Origin of the sequence: Rhizobium sp. 57MFTsu3.2 (assembly GCF_012932765.1) — a bacterium.
Taxonomy (GTDB): domain Bacteria; phylum Pseudomonadota; class Alphaproteobacteria; order Rhizobiales; family Rhizobiaceae; genus Rhizobium; species Rhizobium altiplani.
Map to the genome: position 1 here is coordinate 24658 of NZ_JDWI01000028.1, position 16365 is coordinate 41022.

Sequence of the window (16365 nt, forward strand, 5' to 3'; positions counted from 1 at the left end):
ATCAGAAGGCGAAGGCCTTGGACGTCAGCGGCGAGGATGTCGCATCCGGACCAAAATCGGCTTCACCGGATATCTGAAGCAGTTCCTGGAGACGCTGGCGAGCGCGATTGACGCGGCTCTTGATCGTTCCGACTGCACATCCGCAGATTTCCGCCGCTTCCTCGTAGGAAAAACCGGAAGCGCCGACCAGGATGATCGCTTCACGCTGGTCCGGCGGCAGCTGATCGAGCGCCTTCTTGAAGTCCTGAAGATCGAGCGCCCCGTATTGGGCCGGGTGCATAGCCATGGACTCGGTGAACAGGCCATCGCTGTCCTGAATCTCGCGCCCGCTCTTGCGCATCTGGCTGTAGAGTTCGTTGCGCAGAATCGTGAAGAGCCAGGCTTTCATGTTCGTGCCCATCTCGAAATGATCCTGCTTTGCCCAGGCTTTCATGATGGTGTCCTGGACAAGATCATCCGCCCGGTCGTGCCGGCCAATCAGCGAGATGGCGAAGGCGCGGAGGCTAGGGAGCGACGCGAGGAGCTCGCGCTTGAAGCTTGGTTGCTGCTTTTCCATGGAGCCACCTTACTTCACAGCTTTTGCCGACGCGACGAGCTCAGCCTGGTCAAGCTTCTCGAGCAGATCGAGAAAGCGGTCGGGAATCGCCTCTTCCTGCACGGCAGCATAAAGCGATCGTAACTTCACGCCGATCTGGCTGTTGGGGTCAAGGATATCGCTTGCGCGCATTTCCAGCCGCTGCCGATCCTTTTCATTCTTCCGTGTCGTCATCAATCGTCACTTTGCTTTTGTTATCCACGTGCTCTGCCACGTCGCCTTGATTAAGTTCGCCTCAATAAAACAGCCGCTTGTCCCGGCCGATTGGCGAACATCCCGTCGCGTGCCATGAAACAAATGCGATAAGCCCTCTGTTGGTAGCCACGATAATGCCGTTGAGAAAAAAAAGTTCCTACATGCGAGGAACATTTTTACAATCCGTCGCGTTTTAATCGCCATTGGGGCCGTTCACCGGCCTATAGTGGGAGCTTTACATGACACTTTCGACTCGAATTGCGCCGCATCTTCCTTACCTGCGTCGCTATTCCCGCGCGCTTACTGGAACGCAGACTTCAGGCGACGCCTATGTAGCCGCCGTACTCGAGGCGATCATTACCGACATATCCATTTTCCCGGATACCGCGGATGACCGCGTCGCATTGTACAAACTTTTCACTACGCTTTTTGGTTCCGTCACCGTCCAGATTCCGGAACCTGCCTCGCCCTACATATGGGAACAGCGCGCAACGCTGAACCTTGCCAAAGTTTCGCCGCGTGCCCGCCAGGCTTTCATACTCGCCTCCGTCGAGAACTTTCGGGTGGGAGAAATTTCCGAGATCCTGGGCGTGGAAGAGGACGAAGTCGTCAGCCTGCTCGACAACGCATCACGCGAGATCTCTCGCCAGGTCGCCACTGATGTCATGATCATCGAAGACGAACCGCTGATCGCGATGGACATCGAACAGATGGTGGAGAGCCTCGGCCATCGCGTCACCGGCATTGCCCGTACCCACGCCGAAGCGGTTGCACTTTATAACAGGACCCGGCCAGGCATGGTTCTTGCGGATATCCAGCTTGCGGATGGAAGCTCCGGCATCGATGCCGTCAACGACATTCTCAAGACCGCAAGCGTGCCGGTAATCTTCATCACCGCCTTCCCCGAAAGGCTGCTGACCGGCGAACGGCCCGAGCCGACATTCCTGGTCACGAAGCCGTTTAATCCGGACATGGTCAAGGCACTGATCAGTCAGGCACTTTTCTTCAACGAATCCACCAAGGCCGCTGCCTAAGGGAAATGGCGGTCGCCTAGGAACAAAGGGAGCGGAAATGCGTTTCGGTCAATCTGGAGCGCTATTCCGACCTTAAGGTTTTTTTTCGTGCTTTCTTCTAGGATGAGCTTCCCGAATGGGCACCTTCCTCCCCGTGAGGAAAGATCAAAAATGGGAAAGGCGACTAGTGAACAGGAACGGACCAGTGCCCGGAGTGCCCTTCGCGCTGGAAGGCAGAGCGGTGTTGCTGGAGAGCGCACTGGCGAGCGCCGGAATCTCCGTGATCTACCAGGACCCTAGGCTATCGATCATCTATGCCGACAACCTTCCTCCGCATTTTCAGCCGCTTGCAATACCGGGCGGTACTGACGTCGATCTCTTCGGCGAAGCGCATGGACGCGAGTTGGAGAAGCTGAAGCAGCAGGTATTCGAAACCGGAAAGCCGACGACAACCGAGATCGACATTTCGATCGACGGAGAAATGCGCACCTACGAATTGAAGATCCAGCGCGTCGGTACCGATCACGCCATGGGCATCCTTTCCGTGGTCGCCGAGGTGACGGAGGCCCGGCATCGCGAAAAGGTGCTGAAGTCCCTTCTTCGCGAGCTCTCGCATCGCTCGAAGAACCTTCTGGCCATTATTCAAGGAATCGCCACACAAACAGCCCGCAACACCATATCGCTGAATAGCTTCCTGGTGAAATTCCGCGGGCGACTGCAATCCCTGTCGAATTCACAAGACCTGATTACCGATTCCAGCTGGCGCGGTGCGTTCCTTTTCGAACTCGCTGAAAAGCAATTCGCGCCCTACTGGCCCGAGACGGCGGGACCGCTGCCGATCTCCGGGATAAACGTCCACTTGACACCCAATGCCGCCGTGCACGTCGGGCTCGCGCTGCATGAATTGATCGTCAACTCGGCCTCCTACGGAGCGATTGCCGGCAGCACGCCTGCGGTCACTCTGAGCTGTCATGAAGTGGCCGCTGACGGGCGAAAGGCAATCGAGGTTTCATGGGCGGAGACGCTATGCGATCCGACAGAGGTTCACGAATTCAGTGAAAACAGCTTTGGCAAGACTGTGCTTGAGCGCGTCGTTCCCTCGTCGGTCAACGGCAAGGCCGAACTGACGCTGGTGCCGGGACGGATCGAATATCATCTGGTTATCCCCGACGCCGAGTTCGAGATCCTCCGGCACCCCTCTCAAAAGGCAGCTACACGCTAAACGAAGAACAGCCAGTGCGAGGGCGGCGCACCGGCTGTTCTTTCACTCACCGGGAGGGGACCGTGAGTACATCCGAACGATGGGTTGGGGGCGCGCATGTTGGGTCGATGCGGTCATCGTTCGGATATCGCAGTAACGGGCAAGTATCCGAATGGTTCCGGGAACCAGTGAGAAAAAGTCGATTTTTTTACTTTTTTATTTTCAGGCCGAAGTCACCGGTGCACGGCCATCCGCCGCGCAGAAATTAATTCCATTAAAACAATGTGATAACGGCGATATCAGGCAAAAATTTTACCGTTTGATAAATTTTTGAAGCTGAGTTACGCTTCCTCTTACTGGCCGTTTACCAATAATGAGGGAACTTCAATGGAACGACTGGGAACTGGGATTCGTGCTGGCCGGCTTTCGCCCGCCGAATACGATTCGAACTTCTCCGATCTTCATCCGCGCCTCGACAAACACGAGGCGCTGGTCGCAGCCGACCGCTGTTATTTCTGCTACGACGCGCCGTGCATGACGGCCTGTCCCACCTCCATCGACATCCCGCTCTTCATCCGGCAGATCGCCACCGGAAATCCGATCGGATCGGCGAAGACGATCTTTGACCAGAATATTCTGGGCGGCATGTGCGCCCGCGTCTGTCCCACCGAAGATCTGTGCGAGCAAGCCTGCGTGCGCAACACGGCAGAGGAACGCCCTGTCGAAATCGGTCGCCTGCAGCGATATGCGACCGATACGGCCATGGAGGCGGACAAGCAGTTCTACAGCCGCGCCGCCTCGACCGGAAGGAAGATCGCCGTCGTGGGCGCCGGCCCGGCTGGCCTCGCCGCGGCCCATCGCCTCGCGGTCAAGGGCCATGATGTCGTCATCTATGACGCAAAGCCGAAGTCTGGCGGCCTCAACGAATACGGCATCGCCACCTACAAGGCCGTTGACGACTTCGCGCAAAAGGAAGTGGACTACGTCCTGGCCATCGGCGGCATTGAAGTTCGCCACAACCAGCAGCTCGGCCGTAATTTCTCCCTCGCCGATCTGCAGTCGCAATATGATGCGGTCTTCCTCGGCATCGGCCTTTCAGGCGTCAACGCGCTGCGGGTCGAAGGCGAAAACCTGCCGGGCGTCGATGATGCCGTGGACTTCATCGCCGGCCTTCGGCAGGCTGCTGACAAGGGCGACATTGCGGTCGGTCGCCGCGTCGTCGTTCTCGGCGGCGGTATGACGGCGATCGACGCGGCCGTGCAAGCCAAGCTGCTCGGCGCCGAGGAAGTGACGATCTGCTATCGCCGCGGCAAGGAGCATATGAACGCCTCGGAATTCGAGCAGGATCTCGCGACCTCCAGGGGCGTCATCATTCGTCACTGGCTGGCGCCGAAATCCATTCTCGCGCAGGACGGCAAAGTCGCCGCGATCGAGGTGGAATACACCAAGCTGGTCGACGGTCGCTTGTCGACGACGGGCGAGACTGGCGTCATCGCCGCTGATCAGATCTTCAAGGCGATCGGTCAGACTCTCGACACCTCCAGCCTCGGCGCGCTGCGCTTGGAATCCGGCCGCATCGCCGTCGATACTGATGGCAAGACCTCGCTCGACGGCGTCTGGGCCGGCGGCGACTGCGTCTTCGGCGGTGACGACCTAACCGTCTCGGCGGTCGCGCAGGGCCGCTATGCCGCTGAATCCATCAACCGCATGCTTGCTGCCGGTGCGCAGCCGGCCGTTGCCGTCGCGTGAAGGGGAGAATGAACAATGGCTGATCTCCGCAATAATTTCGTCGGCATCAAGTCGCCCAACCCGTTCTGGCTGGCCTCGGCACCGCCGACCGACAAGGCCTACAACGTCGAACGTGCCTTCAAGGCCGGATGGGGCGGCGTCGTCTGGAAGACGCTTGGTGAGGAAGGCCCCCCGGTCGTGAACGTCAACGGCCCGCGCTACGGCGCGATCTGGGGCGCCGACCGCCGCCTGCTCGGCTTGAACAACATCGAGCTCATCACAGACCGCGACCTCTACACCAACCTGCGCGAAATGAAGCAGGTGAAGATGAACTGGCCCGACCGGGCCTTGATCGCTTCGATCATGGTTCCCTGCGAGGAGAATGCCTGGAAGGCAATCCTGCCGCTGGTCGAGGAGACCGGTGCCGACGGCATCGAACTCAACTTCGGCTGTCCGCACGGCATGTCGGAACGCGGTATGGGCTCCGCGGTCGGACAGGTGCCTGAGTATATCGAAATGGTCGTGCGCTGGTGCAAGCAGTACACGCGCATGCCCGTCATCACGAAGCTGACACCAAATATCACCGATATCCGCAAGCCAGCCCGTGCTGCCAAGGCCGGCGGCACCGATGCCGTGTCGCTGATCAACACGATCAATTCGATCACCTCGGTCAATCTCGACACCTTCTCGCCGGAACCGTCGATCGACGGGCGCGGCAGCCACGGCGGCTATTGCGGCCCGGCGGTGAAGCCGATCGCCCTCAACATGGTCGCCGAGATCGCCCGCGATCCGGAGACCTACGGCCTGCCGATATCAGGTATCGGCGGCATCACCACCTGGCGCGATGCGGCTGAGTTCCTGGCGCTCGGCGCCGGCAACGTGCAAGTCTGCACGGCGGCGATGACCTACGGCTTCAAGATCGTCCAGGAGATGATCACGGGGCTTTCCGACTGGATGGACGCCAAGGGTCACCGCAACCTCGACGACATCACCGGCCGCGCAGTGCCGAATGTTTCCGACTGGCAGTATCTCAACCTGAACTACATCGCCAAGGCGAAGATCGATCAGGATGCCTGCATCAAGTGCGGTCGCTGTCACATCGCCTGTGAGGACACCTCGCACCAGGCGATCACCCAGTTCGTCAACGGCGTCAGGCATTTCGAGGTGATGGAAGAGGAATGCGTCGGCTGCAATCTTTGCGTCAACGTCTGCCCTGTCGAGAACTGCATCACCATGGAGCAGCTCCCCGTCGGTGACCTCGACAAGCGCACCGGAAAGATCGTCGATCCGAATTATGCAAACTGGACGACGCACCCGAACAACCCGATGGCTCGCCAGGCAGCGGAGTAAGATCAAGGGTGCCGCAAAACTCCGTGCGGCACCCCCTCCCTCATTCCTGTGCTCGTCACAGGAATCCAGCCACGGCGCGTCGGCGCCGTGAATGACTCTTGCTCAATGCGGGCATTTTCGCCATTCTTCAACCATGAAGGGTTGCGTCGATATTCTCGCATCCCCGCGAAACGGCACGCTTTATACCGGCGTGACCCGCGATCTCTCAGCCCAGCTTTTCGGGCATCAGGGCGAGCTACCAGGAGGTTTCACGTCTCGATACGGCGTGAAGATGCTGGTGTGGTTCGAGGAGCATGATCTGCTGACGACGGCGATCACGCGGGAGAAGACCATTAAAAATGGCCGCGGGGCAGTGGAAACTCAACCTGATCGAAGCGACGAACCCCGAACGGGAGGATATTTCATCTTTTCTGCACAGCCTATGAGTCTTCTGCCGTGCCGACGCAAGGCTGCTGGATTCCTGTGACAAGCACAGGAATGAGGGTGGCGGGTGAGGCACCCGACCTACCTCTTTTACCCCGCAAAAGTCTTCCGGTATGCCCTGGGGCTCGTGCCCAACCGTTTGCGAAAATGGTGCCGCATCGTCGCCAGCGTTCCAAAGCCGCTGGCGACCGCGATATCGTCGAGAGACCCGCTGATCTCCTTTTCCAGCAATTCGCGTGCATGGCGAAGCCTCTCCTTGAGCAGCCATTCGCCGACGCTGAGCCCGGTCGTGCTTTCGAACCGGCGCTGAAAGGTCCGGTGGCTCATCCCAGCTTTCGCGGCAAGCAGGCTGATCGGCTGCTCCTCGTCCAGCCGCTGCCGCATCCAGTCCATGAGCGGGCTTAGCCGGATGCCTTCACGCTCCAGCGGCACCGGCGCATGGATGAACTGCGCCTGCCCGCCCTCGCGATGCGGCGGCAAAACCAGGCGACGCGCAACACTGTTGGCGGCCTCGGCGCCGAAGTCACCACGGACCACATGCAGGCAGAGATCAATACCGGCAGCACTCCCGGCTGCCGTCAGGATGGGGCCCTCATCCATGTAAAGCACATCAGCATCGAAGTTGATGTCGGGATAGCGTTTCGAGATCGAGGCGACATATCGCCAATGCGTGGTGGCGCGGCGATGGCGAAGAAGCCCTGTTGCGGCAAGCACCGCGACACCCGAGCAGAGAGACATGATCCGCGCACCGCGCTGGTGGGCCGCGCACAGCGCATCGATCAGGGCACCCGGAACCTCCGCATCGATCGAGCGCCAGCCGGGCACGACGATCAGATCCGCCTTCTCCAGCACGTCCAGTCCATGATCGACGGAGACGGTCAAGCCGCCAGCAGCGCGAAGCGGCCCAGGCTCGACCCCGCAGACCGAATAGCGATACCAGCCCTCGCCCATTTCCGGACGCGGCAGGCCGAAAACCTCGTAAGCGATGCCGAATTCGAAGGTGCAGAGCCCGTCATAGGCGAGCACAACAACATGGGGTCCTCTCAACGCATTTGGCATGATCTTTACGCTAACCGTCATTATGGCCAATTTCGCAAAGCCATAACATCGGCGATGGTTGGCGGCAACTCGAACCGAAAGGAAACGTCATGCCGAGCTTCGTCGCCGAAGTCCCTGCCGCCTCTCCCGAAGCCACTGCCGCCTACTATGCCCGCAAGCTCTCCTTCGAGACCGATTGCTGGGACGTCCACGCATCGCTCACCGCCGGCCACGGCGACTTCGTGCTGTTGGATGTCCGCTCTCCGACCCATTACGCCGCCGCCCACATTCCGGGCGCGATCAACCTCCCGCACGGCAAAATGACGGCCCATCACATGTCGAAATGGCCGGCAGATACGCTCTTCGTCGTCTATTGCGCCGGCCCGCATTGCAACGGGACCGACAAGGCAGCCCTGCGCCTTGCCCGGCTAGGGCTACAAGTGAAGGTCATGATCGGCGGAATGACCGGCTGGGCAGACGAAGGGTTTTCCTTCGAGAGCAGCCCGGCGACAGCCGCGGCCTGACGAAACGTTCGCTGCATGGCCTGCACGGGAGATTGAATTTTCTAACGCCGGTGCGATAGTCGGGAGGCGCAAAGAGGTAGCCTCCCGCATGACACGTCATATCGTTGCGATCGGTCAGTTGCCTCCGCCGCTCAACGGCTTCTCGTTCGCGACCAAGAGCATGATCGCGCTTCTTTCGGAAGCAATGAGCGTCACCGTGTGCAACATCGCTCCAGCGGCAGGCAGTCCCTCGCTGCTGAGGCATCCGATCAAATTCAGCCGTGTCCTCCGTGCCTGCCTCCCGCTGTTTCGCGGCCGCAAACATCACGACAGGATCTGCTATCTCGCCTGCGAAGGAGGGCTGGGTTTAGTCTACACCTTGCTGCTTGTTCTAGTCGCGAGACTGGTCGCCTACTCCATCTACCTGCACCATCACAGTTTCAGCTACATCGACAGGCCAAGTTTACTAATGCAGGCCATCCTGACGCTCGGCGGCCGACAACTGCAACACATCTTCCTATGCGACATCATGCTCGAGCGATTCACCGAGACTTACGGCCGACGCGTCCGTAGCAGCCTGATCTCCAATGCGGCCTACGTGACCCCGCAAGACGAAGGGGACGAGCCGAAGGACCGCGCGCATCTCGTGATCGGCATGCTTAGCAATCTCACCACCGAGAAAGGTCTCGAAACGTTTCTTCATCTCGCAAGGCAAGCGCGAAGCGAGAACGTGCCGATTAGGGCGATCCTTGCGGGGCCGGCTGGCGCTAGCGAGCGCGTGGCCATCGATGCCGCCGTCGCGGAACTTGGCGATACCCTGGATTATCGGGGCGCCCTCTATGACGACGCGAAGGCTGCCTTCTATAGCGAACTTGACGTCTTCGTTTTTCCCACAGCCTATGACAACGAGGCCCAGCCGCTGGTGATCTTCGAAGCAAAGGCCGCCGGAAACGCGGTCATCTCCAGCGACCGCGGCTGCATCAGGAAACAGCTCGACGAAAACGATCTGCTGATCCACTCGGGCGGCGAGTTTGTACCGACCGCATTGGCGTGGTTGGCGGCGATGTCGCCAGAGCCCGCCCTGGAAGCAAGACGGAAGGCGATCCGGCAAGCCTATAGAACCCGCCATGCCAAGGCACGCGCCGCTATCGGCACGCTCTTGGATTTCGACGAATGATGGCGCGACGTCAGGAGGCGCCTGGCACCGGCTTAACCTTCAGTCCGTCGATGAACAGCTGTTCGAGAAAGCGCGCGGCATCCTCGAAGCGGCCGGCACCTGCATGCTCCTGCCCGAGCACCGCCCGCACCTGAACATCGAAGTCGGCATAGTGCTGCGTTGTCGACCAGATCGAGAAGATCAGGTGGTATGGATCACACCTGGCGATCTTCCCGGCTTTCGCCCAGGCTCGGATGACCTCGGCCTTCTCGTCGACGAGTTCCTTCAGCGGACCCTTCAGTTCGTCTTCGACATGGGGTGCACCCTGCAGCATCTCGTTGGCGAAAAGCCGGCTCTCGCGCGGGAAATCGCGGGCCATTTCGAGTTTGCGTCTGATGTAGCTGCGGATCTCGCTTTCCGGATTGCCATCGGCGTCAAAGGCTCTCAACGGCTCCAGCCAGGTAAAGAGCACGCGGTCGATCAGCGCCCGGTGGATCGCTTCCTTGGTGCGAAAGTAATAAAGCAAGTTCGGCTTCGACATGCCGGCAACTTCGGCAATCTGATCAATAGTGGAGCCACGAAAGCCGTTGACCGAAAACACATCGAGCGCGGCTTCAAGAATTTGCTCTTCCTTCTCTTCTTGAATGCGCGTGCGGCGCTGGGTCTTGGCTGCTCTCGGGATTGCCATGTCGATCTTGTTTTCCCTTCAAATTCAACCGTTTCACTCAAGATTGAACCGGCGCGGCACCGTGCTACAAAAATGAGCAGATGCCGGTAATTTTGTCTGTATTTTTCCTGATTTTCGTCTTGAGCCCAGCGCCGGAAGTTGTAATGTTTACCAATCGGTCAAATTATCGATCAGATGCTAAACAAAGGCAACTGGCGATTTTCCGGCGCTAACAAAACAAACAAGGGCGCTCGGATACTGACCACGGGAACAGGCGGCCATGTGCATTGCATGACCGCAGAAAACAGGTGAGGACTTTAGACATGGTGGCAGCACCAGGCGAGAACATGCGCGTCAACGGGGACCGTCTTTGGGACAGCCTCATGGAGATGGCAAAGATCGGCCCGGGAATTGCTGGCGGTAACAATCGCCAGACCTTAACGGATTCCGATGCCGAAGGGCGCAGCCTCTTCCGGACATGGTGCGAAGACGCAGGCATGACGCTGGGCGTCGACAAGATGGGCACGATGTTCGCGACCCGGCCGGGCACCGATCCGGACGCGCTGCCTGTTTATGTCGGCTCGCACCTCGACACGCAGCCGACCGGCGGTAAGTATGACGGCGTACTCGGCGTGCTTGGCGCACTCGAGGCCGTCCGCACCATGAACGACCTCGGCATCAAGACCAAGCACCCTGTTGTCGTCACCAACTGGACCAACGAGGAAGGCGCCCGCTTTGCGCCCGCCATGCTCGCCTCCGGCGTTTTCGCCGGCGCCCATACGCTGGAATATGCCTATGACCGCAAGGATCCCGAAGGCAAGACGTTCGGCGAGGAACTGAAGCGCATCGGCTGGGTTGGCGACGAAGAGGTCGGCGCGCGCAAGATGCACGCCTATTTCGAGTATCACATCGAGCAGGGTCCGATCCTTGAGGTCGAGAACAAGCAGATCGGCGTGGTCACGCACTGTCAGGGCCTGTGGTGGCTGGAGTTCACGCTGACCGGCAGGGAGGCCCATACCGGTTCGACCCCGATGAACATGCGCGTCAACGCCGGCCTTGCGATGTCGCGCATCATGGAAATGGTGCAGACCGTGGCGATGGAAAACCAGCCGGGCGCCGTCGGCGGCGTCGGCCAGGTGTTTTTCACGCCGAACTCCCGCAACGTCCTGCCGGGCAAGGTCGTCTTCACCGTCGACATCCGCTCGCCGGATCAGGCGAAACTCGACGGCATGCGTACCAGGATCGAGGCGGAAGCACCCAAGATTTGCGAGGCGCTGGGCGTCGGCTGCGCGATCGAGGCGATCGGCCACTTCGCGCCCGTCACCTTCGATCCCACGCTTGTTTCCCGCGTGCGCGGTGCTGCCGAACGGCTCGGCTATAGCCACATGAACCTCATCTCGGGTGCGGGCCACGACGCCTGCTGGGCCGCGAAGGTGGCCCCTACAACGATGGTCATGTGCCCCTGCGTCGGGGGCCTCTCGCACAACGAGGCGGAGGACATCTCCAAGGAATGGGCGACGGCCGGCGCTGACGTCCTCTTCCACGCCGTCGTCGAGACCGCTGAAATCGTTGCATAATCAAGGGCGGGGTCATTCCCGCCTTTTCTTTTACCAGCGGACGAAGAGCCGCGAGCAATCAATGCAAGGGAACTGATCATGAGCAAAGTCATCAAGGGCGGAACCATCGTCACCGCCGACCTGACCTACAAGGCGGACGTGAAGATCGAGGGCAGCAAGATCGTCGAGATCGGCCCGAACCTCTCCGGCACCGAAACGCTCGATGCGACGGGCTGCTACGTGATGCCGGGTGGCATCGACCCGCACGTTCACCTCGAAATGCCGTTCATGGGCACCTATTCCTCCGACGACTTCGAAAGCGGCACGCGCGCCGGTCTCGCCGGCGGCACGACCATGGTCGTCGATTTCTGCCTGCCGGGGCCGGAGCAATCGCTGCTCGAAGCGCTGCAGATGTGGGACAACAAGACGAGCCGCGCCAACGCCGACTACTCGTTCCACATGGCGATCACCGGCTGGAACGAGCGCGTCTTCAACGAGATGGAGATAGTGGTCAAGGAAAAGGGCATCAACACCTTTAAGCACTTCATGGCCTACAAGGGCGCGCTGATGGTGAACGACGACGAAATGTTCGCCTCCTTCCAGCGCTGTGCCGAACTCGGCGCGCTGCCGCTGGTGCATGCCGAAAACGGCGACGTCGTTGCCTCGATGACCGCAAAGCTTCTTGCCGAAGGCAACAACGGTCCGGAGGCGCACGCCTACTCCCGTCCGCCCGAGGTCGAAGGCGAGGCAACCAATCGCGCCATCATGCTGGCCGACATGGCGGGTGTGCCGCTCTACGTCGTGCATACCTCCTGCGAACAGGCGCATGAAGCGATCCGTCGCGCCCGCCAGAAGGGCATGCGCGTCTACGGTGAACCACTGATCCAGCATCTGACGCTCGATGAAAGCGAATATTTCAACAAGGACTGGGACCATGCTGCCCGACGTGTCATGTCCCCGCCCTTCCGCAACAAACAGCATCAGGACAGCCTCTGGGCCGGCCTGCAATCCGGATCGCTCTCGGTCGTGGCGACGGACCATTGCGCCTTCACCACCGATCAGAAGCGCTTCGGCGTTGGTGATTTCTCCAAGATCCCGAATGGCACTGGCGGCCTCGAAGACCGACTGCCGATGTTGTGGACCCACGGCGTCAACACCGGCCGCCTGACGATGAACGAGTTCGTTGCGGTCACCTCGACCAACATTGCCAAGATCCTCAACGTCTATCCGAAGAAGGGCGCGATCCTCGTCGGCGCCGATGCCGATATCGTCGTCTGGGATCCCAAGCGCTCGAAGACGATCTCGGCCAAGACCCAGCAATCATCGATCGACTACAACGTCTTCGAGGGCAAGCAGGTCACCGGCCTGCCGCGCTACACGCTGACGCGCGGCGAAGTCGCGATCGAGGAAAGCACCGTCAAGACGAAGGAAGGACACGGCCAGTTCGTGAAGCGCGAGCCGTTCCAGGCGGTTAACAAGGCGCTGTCGACATGGAAGGAGCTCGTGGCGCCGCGCAAGGTCGAACGGTCAGGCATCCCGGCGACGGGGGTCTGATCCTTGGCATCACTCCTTCACCAGCCGATCAAGCTCCGGAAGCAAAACGACGCTTTCCTGCTCGTTCGGGTCCGTGCGGGCGATGATCGCGGTGCAAGGGGTGCTGCTGAGGTTGGCAGGCAGATGCGGCACTCCGGCGGGGATGTAGAACAACTCGCCGGCGTGGACGACGACATGATGCTCCAGCTCGTCGCCGTACCAGGTGTGAGCCTCGCCGGAGAGCATGTAGATCGCCGTTTCATGCGACTCGTGCAGATGCGCCTTGGCGCGAACGCCGGGCGGAATCGTCAGCAAATGCATGCAGATACCCTTGGCGCCGACCGTCTCGGCCGCGATGCCTTCGAAGTAACTGAGCCCCTGCTTGCCATCATAGGCATGACTGGGGTGCACAATGTGACAGGTGGGCTTTGATGTCGCGTCCATCGTCATCCTCCATGGACCTTGCCGGAACAATGAAAACAGCTACTCATACTATCACGCAAACCGCGGAAGCGCGGGGAAAACAGGATACACAAGCGTTGACGCAAGCTACCTCAGTCGTATCCGCCAAGGACCTCTGTCTGACCTACGATGCCAGCGACGCTCCTGTGCATGCGCTGACCAACGTCAATCTCGACGTGCGCAAGGGCGACTTCGTCTCGTTCATTGGCCCTTCCGGCTGCGGAAAGACGACATTTCTGCGCGTTATTGCCGATCTGGAAAAGAAAACATCGGGCGAAATCACCGTCAACGGCATGACGCCTGAGGAGGCCCGCAAGGCCCGCGCCTACGGCTATGTCTTCCAGGCGCCGGCGCTCTATCCCTGGCGGACCATCGAGAAGAATATCGCCCTGCCGCTCGAGATCATGGGCTATGCGTCGGCCGATCAGAAGAAGCGCATCGCCGATGCGCTCGATCTCGTCAATCTTACCGGCTTCGAGAAGAAGTTCCCCTGGCAGCTTTCCGGCGGCATGCAGCAGCGTGCCTCCATCGCCCGCGCGCTCGCCTTCGATGCCGACTTGCTCCTGATGGACGAACCCTTCGGCGCGCTTGACGAAATCGTCCGCGACCACCTGAACGAGGAGCTTCTGAAGCTCTGGGCGCGCACCAACAAGACGATCTGCTTCGTCACCCACTCGATCCCCGAGGCGGTCTACCTCTCCACCAAGATTGTCGTGATGTCGCCTCGCCCCGGCCGCGTGACTGATGTCATCGACTCGCCGCTTCCCAGGGAGCGACCGCTGGACATCCGCGAGGCGCCCGAGTTCCTCGAAATCGCCCACCGCGTGCGCGAGGGCCTGAGAGCGGGGCACAGCTATGAGCACTAAGGCACTTAGCGTTGGAACCGTTGCGCGGGGGCGCTCGTGAAGCCCGACACTCTCGAAGACAGGATCGTCCCCGTCGTCACGATCCTCGTGGTCCTGATCGCGATCTGGTACGTTGCGGCGGTCCTGATGAACGCCTCCTTCCAGCGGGACATGGATCAGCGCGCCAACCAGACGCCTGACACCATCGAATTCATCGAGAAAACGCTCTCGCAACCGAAGCCGTTGCTGCCCGCTCCCCATCAGGTAGTGCAAAACGTCTTCGAAAACACGTTTCTGCGGAAGCTCTCGAGCAACCGCAGCCTCGTCTACCACAGCTGGGTTACGCTTTCCTCGACGCTGCTTGGCTTCGGCTTCGGCACGCTGCTCGGGATCCTGATCGCTGTCGGGATCGTTCATATCAAGGCGCTCGACCGCAGCCTCATGCCGTGGGTCATTGCTTCGCAGACCGTACCGATCCTGGCAATCGCACCGATGGTGATCGTCGTCCTCGGCGCCATCAACATCACCGGGCTGATCCCGAAGGCGCTGATCTCGACCTACCTCTCCTTCTTCCCGGTCACTGTTGGCATGGTGAAGGGCCTGCGGTCGCCCGAGGTCATGTTCCTCGACCTGATGCGAACCTATAACGCGACACCCGCCCAGACATTCTGGAAGCTGCGTGTTCCGGCATCCGTGCCGTTCCTCTTCACCTCGATGAAGGTCGCGATCGCCGCAAGCCTTGTCGGCGCCATTGTCGGCGAGCTTCCGACCGGCGCCGTCGCCGGCATCGGCTCGAAACTGCTCGCCGGCTCCTATTACAGCCAGACGATCGACATCTGGGCAGCGCTTGTCGCGGGCTCGGTGTTGGCCGCAAGCTTGGTCGCCATCGTCGGCCTTGTCGCAAAGTTCGTCGACCGTTCGATGGGCGGGAGGTCGGCATGAAGCAGATGGCCTTTTCCTGGCAGGGTATTCTTGCCCTGGTGCTGACCGCGATTGCGATGATCACCTTGCCGATCATGGCCGAGGGCGCACCGGACCCGGTGTCGTCGATAACCGCGGGCCTTACGATCGCGTTGATCGTCGCGGTCGCCCTCGTTTCCTTCTCGCCATTGCCGAAGCTGTATGTCGCCGCCGTTCTGCTGATCGGCGCGCACTGGGCGGCATGGGTCCTGCTCGCTGGTGTGACCGGCAACGAAGGCCTGGCGACGAAATCCTTCTTCCTACTGATGGCCGCCTGCTGGCTGCTTGCCTGGCGATGCGTCACCGAGCTTTCGGCCATGACGCCGGCCTCGAATGTGGGCCGCTCGTGCCTGCGGCTGCTGATCCCGGCAATCTTCGGTGCCTGGATCCTGATACTCTGGGAGGCGCTGACGCGCGGCGCCGGCATTCCCTTCGTCCTGCTGCCGCCACCTAGCGCCATTGGAGCCAGGATCGCCGGCTCGCTGCCGATCCTGGCCGACGACGTACGTCAGACGATCTTCAAGGCAGTATTCGCCGGTTACATCATCGGCTGTAGCGCAGGCTTTGCCGTCGCGATCCTCGCCGATCGCGTCGGTTTCCTGCGCCGGGGCCTTCTGCCGATCGGCAATATGGTGTCGGCGCTCCCGATTATCGGCGTCGCGCCGATCATGGTGATGTGGTTCGGCTTCGACTGGCAGTCGAAGGCAGCCGTCGTCATCATCATGACGTTCTTCCCGATGTTGGTGAACACCGTCGCCGGCCTCACCGCATCCGGCGCGATGGAGCGCGACCTGATGCAGACGTATGCCTCCAACTATTGGCAGACGCTGCTGAAGCTCCGGCTTCCGGCGGCGATGCCCTTCATTTTCAATGCATTGAAGATCAACTCGACGCTGGCGCTGATCGGTGCCATCGTTGCGGAGTTCTTTGGTACGCCGATCGTCGGCATGGGCTTCCGTATCTCCACCGAGATCGGGCGCATGAATGTCGACATGGTCTGGGCCGAAATCGCCATTGCGGCGCTGGTAGGCTCGGTCTTCTATGGCGTCGTCGCCCTCGCCGAAAGGGCGGTGACTTTCTGGCATCCGTCTATCCGTGGTGGCTAGGCGTCGCTTTATTCCCGCGAATGGGATTAGGGCA

The 16365-nt window shown here is 60.4% G+C and carries 16 protein-coding genes and 1 pseudogene; 12 read left to right on the forward strand and 5 right to left on the reverse strand.

The window, feature by feature from the left end:
* Window position 1 precedes the first annotated feature (1 nt).
* Together AF71_RS24135 and AF71_RS24140 are read right to left on the reverse strand one after the other, a co-directional pair.
* Complete coding sequence (locus tag AF71_RS24135) at window positions 2-556, reverse strand: RNA polymerase sigma factor (protein ID WP_007533712.1); 555 nt, start codon at window positions 554-556, stop codon at window positions 2-4.
* A gap of 9 nt (window positions 557-565) precedes the next feature.
* Window positions 566-727 carry a NepR family anti-sigma factor gene (locus AF71_RS24140; protein ID WP_245267976.1) on the reverse strand — a complete coding sequence of 54 codons (162 nt, stop codon included), beginning with the start codon at window positions 725-727 and terminating at the stop codon, window positions 566-568.
* A gap of 302 nt (window positions 728-1029) precedes the next feature.
* Between AF71_RS24140 and AF71_RS24145 the strand changes: the two genes are divergently transcribed.
* The 5 genes and pseudogenes from AF71_RS24145 (at window position 1030) to AF71_RS24165 (ending at window position 6507) form a co-directional block, all read left to right on the forward strand.
* Window positions 1030-1824, forward strand: coding sequence for a response regulator (locus AF71_RS24145; protein WP_018858252.1), 795 nt, complete (start codon window positions 1030-1032; stop codon window positions 1822-1824).
* Between the two features lie 184 nt (window positions 1825-2008).
* Entirely contained in the window at window positions 2009-3025 is a 1017-nt protein-coding gene (locus tag AF71_RS24150) for a sensor histidine kinase (RefSeq protein WP_018858251.1), read from the forward strand.
* Window positions 3026-3391: 366 nt separating this feature from the next.
* Complete coding sequence (locus AF71_RS24155) at window positions 3392-4753, forward strand: NAD(P)-dependent oxidoreductase (RefSeq protein WP_169683539.1); 1362 nt, start codon at window positions 3392-3394, stop codon at window positions 4751-4753.
* Window positions 4754-4768: 15 nt separating this feature from the next.
* Window positions 4769-6082 (forward strand): NAD-dependent dihydropyrimidine dehydrogenase subunit PreA, encoded by a 1314-nt coding sequence (preA, locus tag AF71_RS24160; RefSeq protein WP_018116930.1) that lies wholly within the window; start codon window positions 4769-4771, stop codon window positions 6080-6082.
* Between the two features lie 133 nt (window positions 6083-6215).
* Window positions 6216-6507: pseudogene (locus AF71_RS24165) on the forward strand (GIY-YIG nuclease family protein).
* Window positions 6508-6595: 88 nt separating this feature from the next.
* Here AF71_RS24165 and ftrA read toward each other — a convergent pair.
* The gene (ftrA, locus tag AF71_RS24170) at window positions 6596-7585 is read right to left on the reverse strand and encodes a transcriptional regulator FtrA (RefSeq protein ID WP_169683541.1); all 990 of its coding nucleotides are present in this window, start codon (window positions 7583-7585) and stop codon (window positions 6596-6598) included.
* A 68-nt stretch (window positions 7586-7653) separates the two neighbouring features.
* On the opposite strand from ftrA, the gene AF71_RS24175 reads away from it, so the two are divergent.
* Both AF71_RS24175 and AF71_RS24180 read left to right on the forward strand, forming a co-directional pair.
* Window positions 7654-8067: a rhodanese-like domain-containing protein gene (locus AF71_RS24175; RefSeq protein ID WP_169683543.1), complete on the forward strand. Its 414-nt coding sequence runs from the start codon at window positions 7654-7656 to the stop codon at window positions 8065-8067.
* 88 nt (window positions 8068-8155) lie between these two features.
* Window positions 8156-9223, forward strand: a complete 1068-nt coding sequence (locus tag AF71_RS24180; RefSeq protein ID WP_169683545.1) for a glycosyltransferase family 4 protein — start codon at window positions 8156-8158, stop codon at window positions 9221-9223.
* A 10-nt stretch (window positions 9224-9233) separates the two neighbouring features.
* On the opposite strand, the gene AF71_RS24185 is transcribed toward AF71_RS24180, so the two are convergent.
* Window positions 9234-9890: a TetR family transcriptional regulator C-terminal domain-containing protein gene (locus tag AF71_RS24185; protein WP_018116926.1), complete on the reverse strand. Its 657-nt coding sequence runs from the start codon at window positions 9888-9890 to the stop codon at window positions 9234-9236.
* A 302-nt stretch (window positions 9891-10192) separates the two neighbouring features.
* On the opposite strand from AF71_RS24185, the gene AF71_RS24190 reads away from it, so the two are divergent.
* Window positions 10193-11446: a Zn-dependent hydrolase gene (locus AF71_RS24190; RefSeq protein WP_169683547.1), complete on the forward strand. Its 1254-nt coding sequence runs from the start codon at window positions 10193-10195 to the stop codon at window positions 11444-11446.
* Between the two features lie 78 nt (window positions 11447-11524).
* Window positions 11525-12979: a dihydropyrimidinase gene (hydA, locus tag AF71_RS24195; RefSeq protein ID WP_169683549.1), complete on the forward strand. Its 1455-nt coding sequence runs from the start codon at window positions 11525-11527 to the stop codon at window positions 12977-12979.
* A 9-nt stretch (window positions 12980-12988) separates the two neighbouring features.
* On the opposite strand, the gene AF71_RS24200 is transcribed toward hydA, so the two are convergent.
* Entirely contained in the window at window positions 12989-13402 is a 414-nt protein-coding gene (locus AF71_RS24200) for a cupin domain-containing protein (protein ID WP_018858244.1), read from the reverse strand.
* Window positions 13403-13497: 95 nt separating this feature from the next.
* Here AF71_RS24200 and AF71_RS24205 point away from each other — a divergent pair, with 95 nt between their 5' ends.
* The 3 genes from AF71_RS24205 to AF71_RS24215 are packed head-to-tail and all read left to right on the forward strand — an operon-like array spanning window position 13498 to window position 16331.
* Window positions 13498-14286 carry an ABC transporter ATP-binding protein gene (locus tag AF71_RS24205; protein WP_018116922.1) on the forward strand — a complete coding sequence of 263 codons (789 nt, stop codon included), beginning with the start codon at window positions 13498-13500 and terminating at the stop codon, window positions 14284-14286.
* Window positions 14287-14322: 36 nt separating this feature from the next.
* A complete protein-coding gene (locus tag AF71_RS24210) occupies window positions 14323-15207 on the forward strand; it encodes an ABC transporter permease (protein ID WP_169683550.1) in 885 nt (294 codons plus the stop codon).
* Window positions 15204-16331 (forward strand): ABC transporter permease, encoded by a 1128-nt coding sequence (locus AF71_RS24215; RefSeq protein ID WP_169683552.1) that lies wholly within the window; start codon window positions 15204-15206, stop codon window positions 16329-16331. Before AF71_RS24210 ends, AF71_RS24215 begins: the two co-directional genes overlap by 4 nt.
* Window positions 16332-16365: the final 34 nt, after the last annotated feature.

Bases quoted from the DNA above. Each gene is read 5' to 3' on its own strand.
- AF71_RS24135 (WP_007533712.1), bottom strand. From the start codon at position 556: ATGGAAAAGCAGCAACCAAGCTTCAAGCGCGAGCTCCTCGCGTCGCTC.
- AF71_RS24140 (WP_245267976.1), bottom strand. From the start codon at position 727: ATGCGCGCAAGCGATATCCTTGACCCCAACAGCCAGATCGGCGTGAAG.
- AF71_RS24145 (WP_018858252.1), top strand. From the start codon at position 1,030: ATGACACTTTCGACTCGAATTGCGCCGCATCTTCCTTACCTGCGTCGC.
- AF71_RS24155 (WP_169683539.1), top strand. From the start codon at position 3,392: ATGGAACGACTGGGAACTGGGATTCGTGCTGGCCGGCTTTCGCCCGCC.
- preA (WP_018116930.1), top strand. From the start codon at position 4,769: ATGGCTGATCTCCGCAATAATTTCGTCGGCATCAAGTCGCCCAACCCG.
- ftrA (WP_169683541.1), bottom strand. From the start codon at position 7,585: ATGACGGTTAGCGTAAAGATCATGCCAAATGCGTTGAGAGGACCCCAT.
- AF71_RS24175 (WP_169683543.1), top strand. From the start codon at position 7,654: ATGCCGAGCTTCGTCGCCGAAGTCCCTGCCGCCTCTCCCGAAGCCACT.
- AF71_RS24180 (WP_169683545.1), top strand. From the start codon at position 8,156: ATGACACGTCATATCGTTGCGATCGGTCAGTTGCCTCCGCCGCTCAAC.
- AF71_RS24185 (WP_018116926.1), bottom strand. From the start codon at position 9,890: ATGGCAATCCCGAGAGCAGCCAAGACCCAGCGCCGCACGCGCATTCAA.
- AF71_RS24190 (WP_169683547.1), top strand. From the start codon at position 10,193: ATGGTGGCAGCACCAGGCGAGAACATGCGCGTCAACGGGGACCGTCTT.
- hydA (WP_169683549.1), top strand. From the start codon at position 11,525: ATGAGCAAAGTCATCAAGGGCGGAACCATCGTCACCGCCGACCTGACC.
- AF71_RS24200 (WP_018858244.1), bottom strand. From the start codon at position 13,402: ATGGACGCGACATCAAAGCCCACCTGTCACATTGTGCACCCCAGTCAT.
- AF71_RS24215 (WP_169683552.1), top strand. From the start codon at position 15,204: ATGAAGCAGATGGCCTTTTCCTGGCAGGGTATTCTTGCCCTGGTGCTG.